The sequence below is a fragment of the Tritonibacter scottomollicae genome, assembly GCF_003003215.1.
Classification (GTDB): domain Bacteria; phylum Pseudomonadota; class Alphaproteobacteria; order Rhodobacterales; family Rhodobacteraceae; genus Epibacterium; species Epibacterium scottomollicae.
Genome location: NZ_PVUF01000001.1, coordinates 570,843 through 586,577 on the forward strand (window position 1 = coordinate 570,843; position 15,735 = coordinate 586,577).

The window sequence follows — 15,735 nt, forward strand, 5'->3', positions numbered from 1 at the left end:
GGAAGTCTCCTCAGACCTTGATATTGGTCAGCACGCGCATCACGAACAGATTGGCCGTGAGCATGCCACCCACGACGAAACAGGCCGGTATGAACCAGGGGTGGTCGATGACGCTGTCGTAATAGCCCGGATCCGATATCAGCGTTGAGACGAGGCAGACCAGCGGAAAACCCGATAGGAATTTGCCGGACCATTGCGCCTCGGCGGTGATCGCCTTCACGCGGCGAAACAGGCGGAATCGGGCACGGATCACCTTGGCCAGTCCGGCCAGCACTTCGGCGAGATTGCCCCCGGATTGCTGCTGGATGGTCACCGCCACCGCAAGAAAGCGCAGATCCTGCATGTCCAGACGTTCGGCCATCTCCTTCAGCGCTTCACCAACATCACGCCCATAGGCGCATTCGTCCGCGATGATGCCAAACTCCGTCGCCAGCGGGTCTTCGACTTCCTTGGCGACAATTTGCACGGCTGACGAAAACGGATGCCCGACGCGGAGCGATCGAACCATCAGCTCCACCCCGTCGGGCAATTGCTCTTCGAGCATGGCCATCCGTTTTTTGGCCTTGGAGTTGACCCAGAAAAACACCGCGCCCACGCCGATGATAACAGACGCCAAGGCGCGCACTGGTGGCTCGGCTTGGGTCCCGACGCTCAGACCGACATAGGCCAGCGCCGCCAGCCCGCACATCACCAGGATCAGTTGCACTGGGGTAAACGCGATGGCGGCTTTCTGCGCCCGTTCAGCCAGCAGCGAGTACAGCGGGATGGATTGGGACTTCAGGTGCTGCTGCATCTCCTTGCGAAGTTGATCCAGCACCTGCTCACGGTTGGCGCCCTTCTCCATCATCTCGAGACGTCGATTGACGCGGCTGTTGAGGCTGATCGATTTGCCAAAGGTGACCAGATAGATGCCTTCGACCAGCACCAGAACCCCGACAAAGATCAGCCCGTAGATGAGCGGTTCAATTCCGATTTGCATCAGCGGGCCTCCATGACAGTGGGTTCGTAGATTGACGCAGGCAGGTCATAGCCCCACAGACGGAACCGTTCCGAGTAGTGGCTGCGCACGCCGGTTGCGGTGAAATGGCCAAGGATCTTGTTGTCCGGCGTCAGACCGACGCGCTGGAAGCGAAAGATCTCCTGCATGGAAATCACATCACCCTCCATGCCGGTGATCTCGGTGATCGAGGTCATCCGGCGTGAGCCGTCCTGCAGGCGCGAGGCCTGTACGATCAGGTTCACAGCCGAGGCGATCTGACTGCGCACGGCCTTGATCGGCATCTCGATGCCCGCCATCGCGATCATGTTTTCGAGGCGCGAAATTCCGTCTCGGGCAGAGTTGGCGTGGATCGTGGTCATCGACCCATCGTGACCGGTGTTCATCGCCTGCAGCATGTCGATCACCTCGGCGCCGCGGGTCTCGCCCACGATGATACGATCCGGACGCATCCGCAGGGCGTTCTTCAGACAGTCACGCGGGCTGACCTCACCCTTGCCCTCGACGTTGGGCGGGCGGCTTTCCATCCGACCGACATGGGTCTGCTGCAGCTGCAATTCTGCGGTATCCTCGATCGTCAGGATCCGTTCCGCATTGTCGATGAAACTCGACAGCGCGTTGAGGGTGGTTGTTTTCCCCGAGCCGGTGCCGCCAGAGACGATTATGTTCAACCGGGTGGAAACCGCGGCTTGCAGATATGCAGCCATCTCTTCGGTGAATGCGCCAAAATTCACCAAGTCATCGATCTGAAGCTTGTCTTTTTTGAACTTTCGAATGGAGACCAGCGAGCCGTCCACCGCGACCGGTGGCACCATGGCGTTGAAGCGTGAGCCATCCTGAAGGCGGGCATCCACATAGGGGTTGGATTCATCGACACGCCGGCCCACCGCGGAGACGATCTTGTCGATGATCCGCATCAGATGCCGCTCATCCTTGAACGTCACATCGCTGAGTTCCAGCTTGCCTCCACGTTCGATAAAGATCTGCTGCGGACCGTTCACCAGAATGTCGGATACGCTGTCGTCCTTGAGCAGGGTTTCCAGCGGGCCGAGGCCTGTCACCTCGTCGTAGAGCTCCTTGTTGAGCTGCTGGCGATCCTCACGGTTCAGAACGATGTTCTTTTCCTGCAGGACTTCGCTGGCGATCGCGGCGATCTCGTTGCGTAGATCGGATTCTGTAGCTTTTTCAAGCGCGGCAAGGTTCAGGTTTTCCAACAGCTCGCGGTGCAGCTCGATCTTGATTTCGCTCAGGCGTTCCTTGCGCTTGCGGTCCCGGTCCTGCTGCGGGGCAGCGCTGGCGGCAGCGCGTTGCTCGGGACGCCTCAGGATGGCCTTGACCCCCTGTGCGGGGGGCGCTCCGGCAACGGATGCGGGGGCCGCAGGTTTCGGCGCCGCTGGCGCGGCTGCTTGTTTCTTATACTTGGAAAACATGTTGATACCCCCAGGTGTTCACGCGCTCGATCAAGCCGCTTCTGCTTCAGCGCGTCCCAACTCGTGCAGGTTCTTCGCCAGTTTGGCGATTTCCTTGCGCAACGCGTTCTTCGGCGCGGAAATCGCCAATGGTTGACCATGATCGCAACTTTGCAGAACGCTTTTGCCGCCATCGGGCAGTTGGATGTCGATGGAAATCCCCAAGCTCTCTGCCAAGCGTTTGACGCGGCTCTTGCCGTTGAGATCGGTGAACTTCGGGGCGCGGTTCAGCAGGAAACGCAGCTTGTCAAAGGGCAGATCCTCCGACTGCAGCGCCCGTTTCACGCGCAGCGCGTTCTGAGCGGAGCGCATATCCAATTCGATCATCGCGAAATAGACATGCGCCAGGTTCAGGACCGTTTCGGTCCATTGCACCATCGTATGGGGCATGTCGATGACCACGAAGTCAAAGTGGCTTCGTGCCATTTCCACCACCCGCAATATGTCCTCCGGAGTGATGAACTCCAGGGGCACCATGTCGGCAGGGGCGGTCAGGACCTGCATCTTGTCCTGGAACGAAATCAGCGACTGGCCAAAGATGTCCTCGTCCATGGCCTCTGTTTCACTCAGCATCTCCATCACAGCTTCGCGGCGCGGAAGGTCGAGGTAGGTCGACACGGAGCCGGTTTGCAGATCGAGGTCCAGCAGACAGACCGATGGGCGCTCGGAGGCATTCAGCTCTGCCAGCTCCCAGGCCAGATTGACCGCAAACGTCGAAGAGCCGGATCCGCCTGCCAGGCCCTGAGTGACGATGACCGCGCCTTCGCGCTGGCTGTCCGCCTGAAGCTTGTGAGCCCGCGGCGGCGTTGCTGCCGGGGCCTCGGGCGCTGCGGGCTCGCGCAGGCGATCAACAGCAGCAGCCAGTTCTTGTTCAGGAAGCGGGTAGGGGATGAACTCGTCGGCCCCTTGGCGTAGCAGCTTGTGCAGGGCCGCGGGGGTCACGTCTTCGGCCACGAGAATGACCTTGATGCCGCGTGATTTGGCTTGCGTGATGATCTCGCCCATCAGGGGCAGGTTGTCTTCGTCCTCGGCATCCATAGCCAATGCCACGAATTCAACCATTGCAGATTCAGGCTGATAGAAAAACGCCAGCGCTTCGGTAAAGCCCAGGTCGCCCCAGGCCTCGCCCATTACCGCCTCCATGTCTTCGATCAACAGATCGAAGAGTTGCACGTCTCGGCTTATTGTACAGGCTGCGATCGGCGCAGCCTCGGTTTGCGAAATCCCACTCGTCATCGCCAGTATCCCCACATTGTTCGGCCCCGGCGCAAAGCCGATGCTGGACCGACGCCGCCCCCACCACAAGGTACACGGCGCTTATGGGAACAGTGTCGTTCTCAATATAGGCGAGATTGGGGCCAAAAAACTCCGATTGTAGGGAATGTTAAACATACCTAACAAATCGTTACCCTTGCGGCAGGGATAAGGAGCCGTGCCGCAGGTGGAGACGGCGCTAGCTCTTGAGGGTGCTTACTCGTCCAGGCCCGAATCGGTCGACAAGGTGCTGACGGCAGCCGCGCTGGTGATGTAGTCGCGATAGATGACAGCGGCGTATTTGCCGTCCAGCTCATTGACACGCGCGGCCACGAAGCCGCTGACCTCTGTCACTGTGCGACGATTGCGGCGTTCGCGCTGCGCCGTGAGGACGAGAGGTTGGGTTTCACCAAACGAGGCCACCGCCTCCAGGCGTTTTCGTGAAATGCCTCGGGTGACCAGGTAGTTCACGGCCGCGCGTGCGCGCCGCAGACCCAACCGTTTGTTGTAGGATTGGCTGCCGACCGCATCGGTATGGCCGTACACGCGGAACCGAACCTCTGGAAACTGTCGGATCCACTCAGCCTGCGCATCCAGAATCTGACGTGCATTGCCATCAAGGCGTGCGCTGTCAAAATCAAATGTGATCGTGCTGGGCACTTCGTTGGCAAACCGTGTTGCCAGTTGCACACGGTAGCTTCGGTCGCCAGACAGGACGGCGGTGTTGTTGTTGGTCGCCACACCGAAGTATTTCGGATCCAGCGGTTCGCCAGCTTCTTTGTAGGCGCAGGCCCCCGTCAGGAGGGCAAGCCCGAAAATTGCTGCGTGTTTCAACATCTGCGCCACCGTTTTGTCATGGTTAGTCAAGGAGATAGCCGTAGGAGCCGTTGAAGTCCTGATTGGCCACTTCACCCGCTGCCCCCCCTTGGGCACGCTCTGTGCGACCAAATAGGAACAGGTTCTTTTCGCTTGGTGGCCTGATCCGGTCCGTGGGCAGCGACAAGGCTTCGCCACGTGTCGGGGTCACCAGATGCGCGGAGACGATGATCACCAGCTCGCTCTGGCTGCGTTCGTAGTCCGCGCTGCGGAACAGGGCCCCCAGCACAGGCACATCACCCAGCCATGGGATCTGGGCGGCGCCGTCACGGAATTCATCCTCAATCAGCCCTGCGATGGCAAAGCTCTCCCCGTCACGCAATTCCACTGTGGTCGCGGTTTCACGACGCGTGAAGGCGTTGATCGAAAACCCGTTCAAGGTCAGGGAGTTGGCAGTGTCGATCGCGGAGACGGCGGCCATCAATTCAAGATTGATCAGATCGCCGTCCACGACGCGGGGGGTAAAGTTCAGCTCGATGCCGAAGGGTTTGAATTCGACGGTTGTCGTCCCTTCGTCCTGTGCGACCGGCACCGGATACTCGCCACCCGCAAGGAAGCTGGCTTCCTGACCGGAGAGGGCGGACAGGTTGGGCTCTGCCAACGTGCGAACAAGGCCCTTTTGCTCCAGAGCTTCGAGAAGGATGCCGAACTCAACAGAACCGATGTCAAATCCGACAAACATTGCGCCCAAGGACTCGCCCTGAGGGGTGATCGTCGGTTGGCCGAGCCCATTATTGCCTTGTAGCCAAGTTCCGGTCTCACCAGTGGTGCGACTGGAGCGGAAGGCAACAGAAGAGCCAAGTGACTTGCTGACCGAGCGCTGCATTTCGGCAAAGCGTACCTTGAGCATGACCTGCTGAACGCCGCCGACTGTCATCAGGTTGCTGACGCGATCCGGTGCATAGCGCTCGGCGAGATCAAGCGCGCGCTGCAGTCGTTGCGAACTGGAGACGTTGCCGGACAGGACGATCCCGTCATTGGCGGTACGCACCTCGATTTTCTCGGTGGGCAGGATCTGCTGCAGGCGTTTCTTGAATTCGCTCACATCTGCCGCAACGCGTACGTCGACATTGGTGATCAGACGGCCGGAGGCGTCCAGCAGTGTCAGCGTGGTCATGCCCGGAGACTTGCCCAGCACATAGATCGTTCGATCTGACAGGGACGAGATATCTGCGATCCCTGGGTTGGCGATGCTCAGCTCTGCAAACGGAACATCAGCCTCCACCACCACGGCCCGATTCATCGGGACATCCAGAATCGCATTGGTGCCCTTTTTCAGAACGCTGATCCCCTGCGCCAGAGTGGCGTGGGGCTGCGCAACAAACAGAAGGGTCAGCCCAGTGAGGGCTGCCGCACAATAACGTCGAATTGACATGTGACCTGCCTTTCGGATCACGCCTCAGAGTGTGGGGTCTTTGCGCCCCGAATTTGCGGTCAATGTGCGCGACTTCTTGTTTCAATGCAAGAATCAATGACTTCGGAGCGTGTATTCACGCGCCGCGTGGTGATCCCGCGCCACAAGAACAAGGCCCGCGCCTCTGAGGTGAGATACGGGCCTTGCGTCCTTAGATCAGGAAATATTCAAAAAATTCAATCACTACAGGGGATCGGGATGTCGACGACATCTGCACCGCGGCGGGTGCGGATCGTACAAACTCTTTTCTCTTCGGCCTGCACTGGCGCGTCCAGTTCTCCCAGTCCGAAGAGTGCACGTTGATCTACCTCGACCAGCGACGCGATCGTATCATCTTCGGCACCGACAAGGGACAGCGTCAGGCGACCTGTCGATTGAGCCTGAGCAAGGGTCGCAACCTGTTCTGGCAGGGCTTTGACCGTCACCGTGCGTGCGATGACCGCGTCCCGAAAGTCGCTGCCTGCGATCTGATCGACAGCGATCAGTTCAATATTTGTCTGGATCAGACGAGTGACTTCACCGTTGTGATCCTGGCCGCGGCGGGCAGGTGGCTGGCCACTCCAGTAGACATCAACCCGGTCGCCGGGTCGCAGGAACCCCGACACGCCGCTGGCGACATCAACACGAATGGCAAAAGCCCGCATGCCTTTTTCAAGGCGGGAGGTAATGCCAGCGTCTTCGCCGGGGGCGGTTACTTTTACGGCCATCAGGGGCTCGTTGCGTTCCATGGTACGCAGGACATAGCGAGCGTCTGTTGCCTTTTCGGACGGGAACAGCGTTGCCTCGTCGCTGAAGACACCCTCTGGCAGGGCATTCTTTGGCCATGCGACGGCCCGCACAGACTCCTTGGTCAGGCGTTGCCCGTACGAGAGCGTTTCATTCGCGACGAATACCGCAACGGTTGGCACGGATGTGGTCCGGTTGGCTTGCTCTTGCGCCAGCGCCGTCTGGTATCTCTCGATGTAGTTCTTTGCCATCATGACGGCGCCGCCAGCCAGGGCGACGCCCACGACGAGCACAAGTCCGAAAACTGCTCTCATGGTAGTCCCTTTCAGTGAAACTCAGGGCGGTGCTGCGCCTACGGCGGACGGTTCTGTGGCATCATCGGGTACCAGCCGCGCCGCTGGGCAATACAACTTGCTGGTCCATCTCTGACTTGAGGTCTCTCAGCCGGTCAGAATGTCAGATTTCTCATGTATTCGACGATGGAGTTGAGATGAGCGAAAGTCTCATCGCTCATGAACTTTGCGGTCAAAGCACATAGGGCGGCCATTGCAGCGGTCAGGACGACCCAATCAACTGATATTGCGCCGTCTTCGCTTGCTCTGAAGGCTTTTAGCGTCTTCATGGCCGTACTCCGCAAACTACATATATTGCTTATCCTGGGCCGATGCGTGTGATGGGCCCAGGATAGTTTTGCAATTCAGCTATCCGCAACGGGTGCGAATTACTCGGTCGGAGTCGGCGCTGTGTAGGAGTCGGCGTCGTTCGTGGTGAGGAAGGTTGATGTGTCAGCGGTCATATCAACCACACCCTGCGAAATCTGGCTGTAAACGAGGGTGCCCAGAACGGCGACAGCTGCGGTCAGTACAACCCAGTCAACTGTTACGGCGCCGTCTTCGTCTTTGCGGAAGTTCTTGAAGAATTTGATCATGGTTCGTCCCTCCTGAGGATCGGTAGAATGTTGGCATCCTGTTGGGCGCTTAGTGTCATCTGCTCTCTCACCTTCAGATGACGTCCCGCTTTGGATGTCCCTGTTATCCGCATGCAGCGTGGCAGGAATTGGGCCGAAATCCGGAAACGCTTCATTAAGATTAAAAAAATGTTAGCAAATTCGGTAAGGTTCTATTCACAAAGGGAATTTGCCGTTTCTGTCTGACGTAGACGCCCCCCGGGTAGCCGGATTGAGGAGCAAATATGGCAAAATGGCCCAATTCCCGACTGTCAGACTGGATTTTTGGTCGGCTTTGGCTCAGGATTCTCTCAAATCAGAGCAGAAAACGAACGGGCGTAATATGAAAAGGGTGCTGGCCGCATGCTGTGGTCTCTTGGTCGCGAGTGCCGTGTGTGCGCAGGAGGCTGCGCAGCCCGTGCCATTCGCGGATTTTGAGGCAAAGCGGGTCCGGCCACCAACTGCGGGCACACAGAAGCGGATCACCGTGCAGATCGACCCTGAAGCAGAGCCCGCGGCCGATGTGTCCGTTGCAGCTGCGCCGGACGGCTCGCTTGCTCCGGCGGCGAAGGCCGCGCGGTTCGCCTGGTTCTGGGATGAGGTGGGCACCGATTTGGCAGGCGCGTCTCCGGGGCGGTTGCAGGACGGGCTTGGGGTGCTTGAGGGCCGCGTCGAAGTTCCCGCGCCGCGCCTGCAGGATTTGCAGGACATGATTGCCGACTATGGCGTGACCCTGCTGACGTCGACCATTGGCACTGATGTCTCTCCCGCGCTGGTGCTTGCGGTCATGGCGGTCGAATCCGGTGGAAAAGCGGATGCTGTCAGCCGGGTCGGGGCTCAGGGGCTGATGCAGTTGATGCCTGACACTGCGACGCAATTTGGCGTTTCGGATGCGTTTGATGCGCAGCAGAACATTCTTGGTGGGGTGAAGTTCCTGGATGTGCTCATGCAGGAATTCTCCGGCGATCCGGTTCTGGTTCTGGCCGGGTATAATGCGGGCGCAGGAGCGGTGCGTGAGCACGGAGGCGTCCCCCCTTATGCGGAAACCCGTGACTATGTACCAAAGGTGCTCGCGGCCTATCGGGTCACGCGCAACCTGTGCACAACGCCTCCGATCATGGTGTCGGACGGGTGCGTTTTCCAATCCATGAACTGAACGTCGAGGGTCTGGGGGGCGTGCAAAAAAGGCGCGGCGATCTCTCGATCACCGCGCCACGCGTGTCATTTACGACGGAAAAATCCGTCGACTAGTTGACGATGGTTGCCTCGGTGGCGGCGCGCAGCTCGTCCTCGGTGACGCCCTCAGCGACCTCGACGATCTTCAAGCCACCTTCAACCACGTCCAGCACGCCAAAGTTGGTGATGATGCGATCCACCACGCCCTTGCCGGTCAGCGGCAGGGTGCATTCCTTCAGCAGCTTGGACTCGCCGTGCTTGTTGGCGTGATCCATTACCACGATGACGCGGCCCACGCCCGCCACCAGGTCCATTGCGCCGCCCATGCCTTTGATCAGCTTGCCGGGGATCATCCAGTTCGCCAGATCGCCGTTCTCCGCCACTTCCATCGCGCCGAGGATCGCGGCGGCGATCTTGCCGCCCCGGATCATGCCGAAGGAGGTTGCGCTGTCGAAATAGGCAGTTCGGTTCAGCTCGGTGATGGTCTGCTTGCCGGCGTTGATCAGGTCCGGATCCTCCTCGCCCTCAAAGGGGAAGGGGCCCATGCCCAGCATACCATTCTCGGATTGCAGGGTGATGTCCTTGTCGCCGACATAGTTAGCCACCAGCGTCGGGATGCCGATGCCTAGGTTCACATACATGCCGTCTTCGAGTTCCTGTGCCGCCCGTGCGGCCATCTGGTTGCGGTCCCATGCCATGGATCAGGCCTCCTCACGCGGACGGGTGGTCACTTTTTCGATGCGTTTTTCGTGCTCGCCTTGGATCAGGCGGTGCACATAGACGCCGGGCAGGTGGATGTGATCGGGATCCAGGCTGCCGGTGGGCACGATCTCTTCCACCTCGACCACGCAGACCTTGCCGCACATGGCGGCGGGCGGGTTGAAGTTGCGGGCAGTCTTGCGGAACACGAGGTTGCCGGTCTCGTCAGCTTTCCACGCTTTCACGATCGACAGATCCGCAAAGATACCGCGTTCGAGGATGTACTCCTCGCCGTCGAATTCCTTGACTTCCTTGCCCTCGGCAATCTGGGTGCCGACGCCGGTCTTTGTGTAGAATCCCGGAATGCCGCAGCCGCCGGCGCGCATGCGTTCGGCCAGTGTGCCTTGCGGGTTGAACTCCAGCTCCAATTCGCCGGACAGATACTGACGCATGAATTCTGCGTTCTCGCCCACGTAGGACGACATCATCTTCTTGACCTGCTTGGTCTGCAGCAGGATGCCGATGCCAAAATCATCGACGCCCGCATTGTTGGACGCAAAGGTCAGATCCTTGGTGCCCGCCTGTTTGATCGCCTCAAGCAGCAGTTCGGGGATGCCGCAGAGGCCAAAGCCGCCGGCCGCGATGGTCATGCCGTCGAACAGCACCCCGTCCAGGGCCTCGGCGGCAGAGCCGTATACCTTTTTCATGGAACTCTCCCTTCCATTTCCTCTGGATCAAGCTAATCGCCTTAGCTGCGCTGTCGAGTCAACGAATACGGAAAGCTCTGCGTATTTCTACCGATGGTGCGACGGGGCCAATTGGCCCCGTGCCTCCGGCGGAGGTATTTTTGAAAAGATGAAAGGCTCAGCCGGGCAGCGCTTCGGCATTGTATTGAGCGGCAAAGGCCGGGCTGGGGGCGATGGGCGTGATGACGTCGATCAGCACGCCATTGGGGTCTTTCAGGATGAAATGGCGCTGGCCGAAGTCCTCGTCGCAGAGCGGCTTAACCACTTCCAGCCCCAGCGCGCTGAGGCGGTCATACTCGGCCCGGGCGTCCTCCACCTCGAAGTTCAGCAATATATGGCAGGTCGTGCCCCGCGCGCCCTCGGGGATGGTTTCGTGGCTGCCGTCGAGGATGGCGAGGTTCACGCCGGGGTCCGCATCGCTTTGCAGGTGAATGTACCAATCCGAGGTGAAGACGGGCGAGAAGCCAAAATTCGTTTGGTAGAAGCGCGCCGTTGCGCCCACGTCGGGGGTCTGGATCACGGGGTAGAATTGAGTGGGTTTCATCTGTCTCTCTCCAAGAGTAACATACAGTCAGTATGTTTTTGTAAACAAACAGGCTGCATGTATGCAAGAAGAAAACAAACCCACCCCCAATCCAGAGCGTCGGGCGCAGATGCGCGCCCGGCTGATCGCGGCGGCGCGCGCGCTCTTTGTGGAAAAAGGCTATGCCGAGGCCAGCACCCCGGAGATCGTGCGTGCGGCAGGAGCCACGCGGGGGGCGCTATATCATCACTTCGACGACAAGCGGGCGCTGTTTCACGCCGTTGTGCAGCAGGAGGCTGAGGCGGTCACGCAGGCCATCCAGGCCGCAGGGCAGGGGGCGGTCGGTGAGGGCGCGTTGACCGCGGGCAGCCGCGCGTTCTTTGCGGCGATGCAGATCGACGGGCGGGCGCAATTGCTGCTGGTTGATGGCCCATCTGTCCTCGGTGCGCAGGAGATGGATCGCATCGACGCCGGCGGGGGCAGGGCGGCCCTGCGTCTCGGTCTGGCCGCAGCGCAGCCAGATCTACCCGCCGGAGAGCTGGACGCGCGCGCCACGGTACTGTCGGCGGCGTTTGACCGGGCAGCCTTGGCGATCACGCAGGGGGACGGCGCTCCTGAGGATTTCGAGGCTGCGATGGCCGCCCTTCTGGGCACTGGCTTCGGGTGAAACGCGAGGCGCCGCGCGTCAGCGCGGCGCCGGGCCCAACGGGCGCGTCTGCATTTTCAATGCTGATGAGACGGGCGGGAGCCGCCAGCCAGCGCGGTTATTCGCCAGAGGTTTTGGTCTTGGCGGCGGCCTTCTTGGCGGGTGCTTTCTTCTTGCCCGTCTTACCAGCCTTCTCGTTGATCAGCTCGACCGCCATCTCCATGGTCACATCCTTGGCCTCAGTGTCCTTGGGCAGGGTCGCATTGACCTTGCCCCATTTGACATATGGCCCATAGCGCCCGTCCATGATGTTGACCGGCCCGCCTTCGCCGGGGTGTTCACCCAGCTCGCGCAGCGCCTTGGCCGCGGCAGAGCGGCCCCGGCCCGGATTGGCCCGCTTCTCCGCCAGCATCTCCACCGCCCGGTTCATGCCGATCTCGAAGACGTCCAGCGTCTCCTTGAGGTTCACATAGACCGGTTTTTCCTCATCCGGGCGCTGATGCATAATGTAGGGTCCGAAGCGACCAAGGTTCGAGGACACCACGCCGCCATCCGGATGCGCGCCGATTTCGCGCGGCAGGGTCAGCAGGGTCACCCCTTGTTCCAGCGTGATGTCGTTCGGCCCCCAACCGGGCAGGTAGTCCTTGCCCTGTTTCGGCAGCGAGGACCGTGGTGGCTTCTTGTTCTCGGGCGTGACTTCGCCGCGTTGCACATAGGGTCCAAAGCGACCGGATTTCAGGTGGATCTCGTCACCATCATCCTCGCCCAGCACCCGTTCGTAGCCTTCGGCACCCTCGCCGGATATCGGACGGGTGTAGTTGCACTCCGGGTAGTTGCCGCAGCCGACAAACCCGCCGGTGCGCGAGGTCTTCAGATGCAGCTGGCCTGCGCCGCATTTCGGGCATTGGCGCGGGTCGCCGCCATCTTCGCGCGGTGGATAGAGCTGCGGTGCCAGCGCTTCGTCCAGCACATCCAGCACCTCGGAGATCCGCAGATCCGAGGTCTCGGAGATCGCCGCCGAGAAATCGCGCCAGAAGCTGTCCAGCAGTTCCTTGTAGTCCTTGCCCCCGGCACTCACGTCATCCAACTGGTTTTCCAGTGCGGCGGTAAAGTCATACTCCACGTAGCGCTTGAAGAAGTTCAGCAGGAAGATGGTCACGATCCGCCCCTTGTCCTCGGGGAACAGGCGGTTCTTGTCCTTGCGAACGTATTCGCGGTCCTGGATCGTGGTGATGACACTGGCATAGGTGGACGGGCGACCGATGCCCAGCTCTTCCATGCGTTTGACCAGCGTCGCCTCGGTGTAGCGCGGCGGCGGTTGGGTATGGTGCTGCAGCGCCAGCGTGGCGCCATCCTCGGACAGGCGGGAGCCGTCCTTGCCGGGCTTTTCAGCCTGCGCGGCGAGGGAGGAGCCAAATTTCAGGCTCTCGCCCTGCATGATCTGGGGCAGGCGCTTGTCGTCCTCGTCCACAACATCATCGCGGCCTTCTTCATAGACCCGCATGAACCCGTCGAACAGCACCACCTGACCGGTGGCGCGCAGCACCACCTGCTTGTCGTCGGAGCCGATGTCGACCGTGGTGCGTTCCATTCGGGCACCGGCCATCTGACAGGCCAGTGTCCGCTTCCAGATCAGATCATAGAGCTTGCGCTGGTCGTCCTCAGAAACCTTGAGGCTCTTGGCGTCACGGCTCATGTCCGTGGGGCGAATACACTCGTGGGCTTCCTGCGCGTTCTTGGCCTTGTTCTTGTAGATGCGCGGCTCGCCCGGCACATAATCCTTGCCATAGCGGGTCGCGATTTCCTCGCGTGCGGCGGTGACTGCCTCGGGCGCCATGTCGATGCCGTCGGTCCGCATATAGGTGATGAGACCGGCCTCATAGAGGCGCTGCGCGGTGTTCATGCACTGTTTGGCGCCCATGCCGAACTTGCGGCTGGCTTCCTGTTGCAGGGTCGAGGTCATGAAGGGCGCCGACGGGTTGCGCGCGGCAGGTTTGGCTTCGACCGACAGCACCGACATCTTGCGGCTGGCCACGGCCTGCACCGCCAGTTCGGCGGCGGTGGAATTTGCCAGGCTGAACTTGTCGAGCTTTTCGCCGCCCAGAACCGTCAGCCGTGCCTCGAAGGACTGGCCGCGCGGGGTCGCCAGATGGGCGCGCACCGACCAATATTCTTGCGGGTTGAAGGCTTCGATCTCCATCTCGCGCTCGACGATCAGACGCAGGCAGACCGATTGCACGCGACCGGCCGACCGGGCACCGGGCAGTTTGCGCCACAGTACCGGAGAGAGGTTGAACCCGACGAGATAGTCCAGTGCGCGGCGGGCCAGATAGGCCTCCACCAGCGGCAGGTCGACTTCACGCGGGTTGCGCATGGCTTCTGTGACAGCTTCCTTGGTGATCGCATTGAAGGTCACCCGCTTGACGTCGGTGTCCTTCTTGATCGAACGGCGCTTGGTCAGCGCCTCCTGCAGGTGCCAGCTGATCGCCTCGCCTTCGCGATCAGGGTCAGTCGCGAGGATCAGGGCATTGTCGGTCTTCAGCGCTTCGGCGATGGCGCGCACATGTTTCTTGGAGTCGTTGCCGACCTCCCAGGTCATGGCAAAATCATCGTCCGGCTGTACCGATCCGTTCTTGGCGGGCAGGTCCCGTACGTGACCATAGGATGCCAGAACGGTGTAGTCGGAGCCCAGATACTTGTTGATCGTTTTAGCTTTGGCCGGTGATTCGACGACGACGACTGGCATAAAAATAGGCACCTTTCCATACGGGTTTAATCGCGCTCTATGGCGGGGCAACATGTGTCGCGCAAGGGGAGAATGTCAATCCGGGCGAAGAAAGCCAGCCCGGATATCCTGCAGGGCCGGGCGCATTTGGAGCCCGGAAATCAGCGTTTCTTGATGATCACCCCGCCGGGCCCGCGGCCAATTTCGCCCGCAAGTTCAAGGTCGGTCAGCACCGTGCGCACCCTGCGGGCGGTGCTGTCCAGATCGTCGATCAACTGGCCTTCGGGGGTGGGCGCCATGGCCAGTCGATCAAGTATTTGCTGATGCAGCGCGGCGGTCTGCCGCAGGCTGCGCCGCTCCGGCGGAGGAGGAGGGAGGTCTGCGGGATCTATGGGTCTCACGGGGGCAGGCGGATGGTCGAGCGGCGGCAGCGCGTCGATCACATCTTGGGCGTCGCGCACTAGAACAGCGCCGTCCCGGATCAGCAGGTTGCCACCACTGGCGCGGGCATCAAACGGATGTCCGGGCACTGCCATCACGTCGCGCCCCAGATCGAGCGCATCGCGGGCGGTGATCAGGCTGCCGGATTTCACCGCCGCCTCGACAACGATGGTAGCAAGCCCAATGCCTGCGATAATGCGGTTGCGCGGTGGGAAGTGGCGGGCCTGGGGTTGCAGTCCCATGGGCTGCTCCGACAGGCGCAGGCCCTGCTTTGCAATGGACTGCGCCAGCCGGGTGTTCTCGGACGGGTATATGATATCGACGCCGCCGCCCTGCACCGCGATAGTGCCGGAGCCAAGCGCGCCCTCATGCGCGCTGGCGTCAATGCCGCGCGCCAGACCCGAGACCACCGCATAGCCTGCAGCGCCGAGATCGCGGGCCAGCGCATAGGCCATGCGCCGCCCCAGCGACGAGGCGTTGCGCGCGCCGACGATGGCGATCGCTGGGCGTGACAGCAACGACAAATCGCCCATCGCCCAGAGCACAGGCGGCGGGTTGGGGATGGCCGCAAGAGGAGCGGGATATTCAGGATCGCCAAAGCACAAAAGCCGCGCATTGGCGGCTTTTGCTGTGTCAAGCTCGGCGTCTAATTGGTCTTTTGAGTACGTTCTGTACCCTTTTACGCTCGCAGCCGCTGCCACTTCGGGCAGCTTATCCAGCACATTCTGCGCTGATCCATACTCGGCCAGAAGCCGGTAGAAGGTCACTGTCCCAATTCCTCGGGAACGCAACAGACGAAGCCAGGAATACCTTTGATCTTCCGTGGTGGGTGGGAGTGGGGGGTGAGTGGAAGAATTTGCTTCTCCGGTCATGCCCTCGCCTCGCCTTGTTGCAAGACTAGGTTTACGACTTTCGCGGTTAACAGGTGGTGAACGCCGCGCGGATTTATCGAGATTTTTCGGTACTTTTCGCTATGTCACTGAAAAAGAACGATATTGGTGTCGCACATGCATTTGACTGACGCCGCGATCACAGGTTTTGCGGGCGATACTTGGTAAATATGTGTCCGTTTCGGGCTGAATCGGGCTCGATTTTGC

15 protein-coding genes are annotated in these 15,735 nt (G+C 60.6%); 2 read left to right on the forward strand and 13 right to left on the reverse strand.

What is annotated here, in order from left to right; translation table 11 throughout:
• Positions 1–10: 10 nt before the first annotated feature.
• From CLV89_RS02675 to CLV89_RS02705, 8 genes are all read right to left on the reverse strand, one after another.
• Positions 11–979 (reverse strand): type II secretion system F family protein, encoded by a 969-nt coding sequence (locus tag CLV89_RS02675; RefSeq protein WP_106162069.1) that lies wholly within the window; start codon positions 977–979, stop codon positions 11–13.
• Positions 979–2,427 (reverse strand): TadA family conjugal transfer-associated ATPase, encoded by a 1,449-nt coding sequence (locus CLV89_RS02680; RefSeq protein ID WP_106162070.1) that lies wholly within the window; start codon positions 2,425–2,427, stop codon positions 979–981. The genes CLV89_RS02675 and CLV89_RS02680 overlap by 1 nt, the downstream gene beginning before the upstream one ends.
• 30 nt (positions 2,428–2,457) lie before the next feature.
• Positions 2,458–3,702: a CpaE/TadZ family protein gene (locus CLV89_RS02685; protein ID WP_106162321.1), complete on the reverse strand. Its 1,245-nt coding sequence runs from the start codon at positions 3,700–3,702 to the stop codon at positions 2,458–2,460.
• A gap of 234 nt (positions 3,703–3,936) precedes the next feature.
• Positions 3,937–4,557, reverse strand: coding sequence for an OmpA family protein (locus CLV89_RS02690; RefSeq protein ID WP_106162322.1), 621 nt, complete (start codon positions 4,555–4,557; stop codon positions 3,937–3,939).
• Positions 4,558–4,579: 22 nt separating this feature from the next.
• A complete protein-coding gene (locus CLV89_RS02695; protein WP_106162071.1) occupies positions 4,580–5,971 on the reverse strand; it encodes a type II and III secretion system protein family protein in 1,392 nt (463 codons plus the stop codon).
• Between the two features lie 215 nt (positions 5,972–6,186).
• On the reverse strand, positions 6,187–7,050 hold the full coding sequence (gene cpaB, locus CLV89_RS02700; protein WP_106162072.1) for a Flp pilus assembly protein CpaB: 864 nt from the start codon (positions 7,048–7,050) through the stop codon (positions 6,187–6,189).
• Positions 7,051–7,184: 134 nt separating this feature from the next.
• The gene (locus tag CLV89_RS22555) at positions 7,185–7,358 is read right to left on the reverse strand and encodes a hypothetical protein (protein ID WP_165798079.1); all 174 of its coding nucleotides are present in this window, start codon (positions 7,356–7,358) and stop codon (positions 7,185–7,187) included.
• 99 nt (positions 7,359–7,457) lie between these two features.
• A complete protein-coding gene (locus CLV89_RS02705) occupies positions 7,458–7,664 on the reverse strand; it encodes a Flp family type IVb pilin (protein WP_106162073.1) in 207 nt (68 codons plus the stop codon).
• A gap of 361 nt (positions 7,665–8,025) precedes the next feature.
• Here CLV89_RS02705 and CLV89_RS02710 point away from each other — a divergent pair, with 361 nt between their 5' ends.
• The gene (locus CLV89_RS02710) at positions 8,026–8,838 is read left to right on the forward strand and encodes a lytic transglycosylase domain-containing protein (protein ID WP_106162074.1); all 813 of its coding nucleotides are present in this window, start codon (positions 8,026–8,028) and stop codon (positions 8,836–8,838) included.
• A gap of 91 nt (positions 8,839–8,929) precedes the next feature.
• Here the strand turns inward: CLV89_RS02710 and CLV89_RS02715 are convergent, their stop codons facing one another.
• From CLV89_RS02715 to CLV89_RS02725, 3 genes are all read right to left on the reverse strand, one after another.
• Complete coding sequence (locus CLV89_RS02715; RefSeq protein WP_106162075.1) at positions 8,930–9,556, reverse strand: 3-oxoacid CoA-transferase subunit B; 627 nt, start codon at positions 9,554–9,556, stop codon at positions 8,930–8,932.
• A 3-nt stretch (positions 9,557–9,559) separates the two neighbouring features.
• Positions 9,560–10,264, reverse strand: coding sequence for a CoA transferase subunit A (locus tag CLV89_RS02720; RefSeq protein ID WP_106162076.1), 705 nt, complete (start codon positions 10,262–10,264; stop codon positions 9,560–9,562).
• A gap of 157 nt (positions 10,265–10,421) precedes the next feature.
• Positions 10,422–10,847: a VOC family protein gene (locus CLV89_RS02725; protein WP_106162077.1), complete on the reverse strand. Its 426-nt coding sequence runs from the start codon at positions 10,845–10,847 to the stop codon at positions 10,422–10,424.
• A 61-nt stretch (positions 10,848–10,908) separates the two neighbouring features.
• On the opposite strand from CLV89_RS02725, the gene CLV89_RS02730 reads away from it, so the two are divergent.
• Positions 10,909–11,493, forward strand: coding sequence for a TetR/AcrR family transcriptional regulator (locus CLV89_RS02730; RefSeq protein WP_106162078.1), 585 nt, complete (start codon positions 10,909–10,911; stop codon positions 11,491–11,493).
• Positions 11,494–11,590: 97 nt separating this feature from the next.
• Here CLV89_RS02730 and topA read toward each other — a convergent pair whose 3' ends face one another.
• Together topA and dprA are read right to left on the reverse strand one after the other, a co-directional pair.
• Complete coding sequence (gene topA / locus CLV89_RS02735; protein ID WP_106162079.1) at positions 11,591–14,218, reverse strand: type I DNA topoisomerase; 2,628 nt, start codon at positions 14,216–14,218, stop codon at positions 11,591–11,593.
• Positions 14,219–14,358: 140 nt separating this feature from the next.
• Entirely contained in the window at positions 14,359–15,510 is a 1,152-nt protein-coding gene (dprA, locus tag CLV89_RS02740; RefSeq protein ID WP_106162080.1) for a DNA-processing protein DprA, read from the reverse strand.
• Between the last annotated feature and the right edge of the window lie 225 nt (positions 15,511–15,735).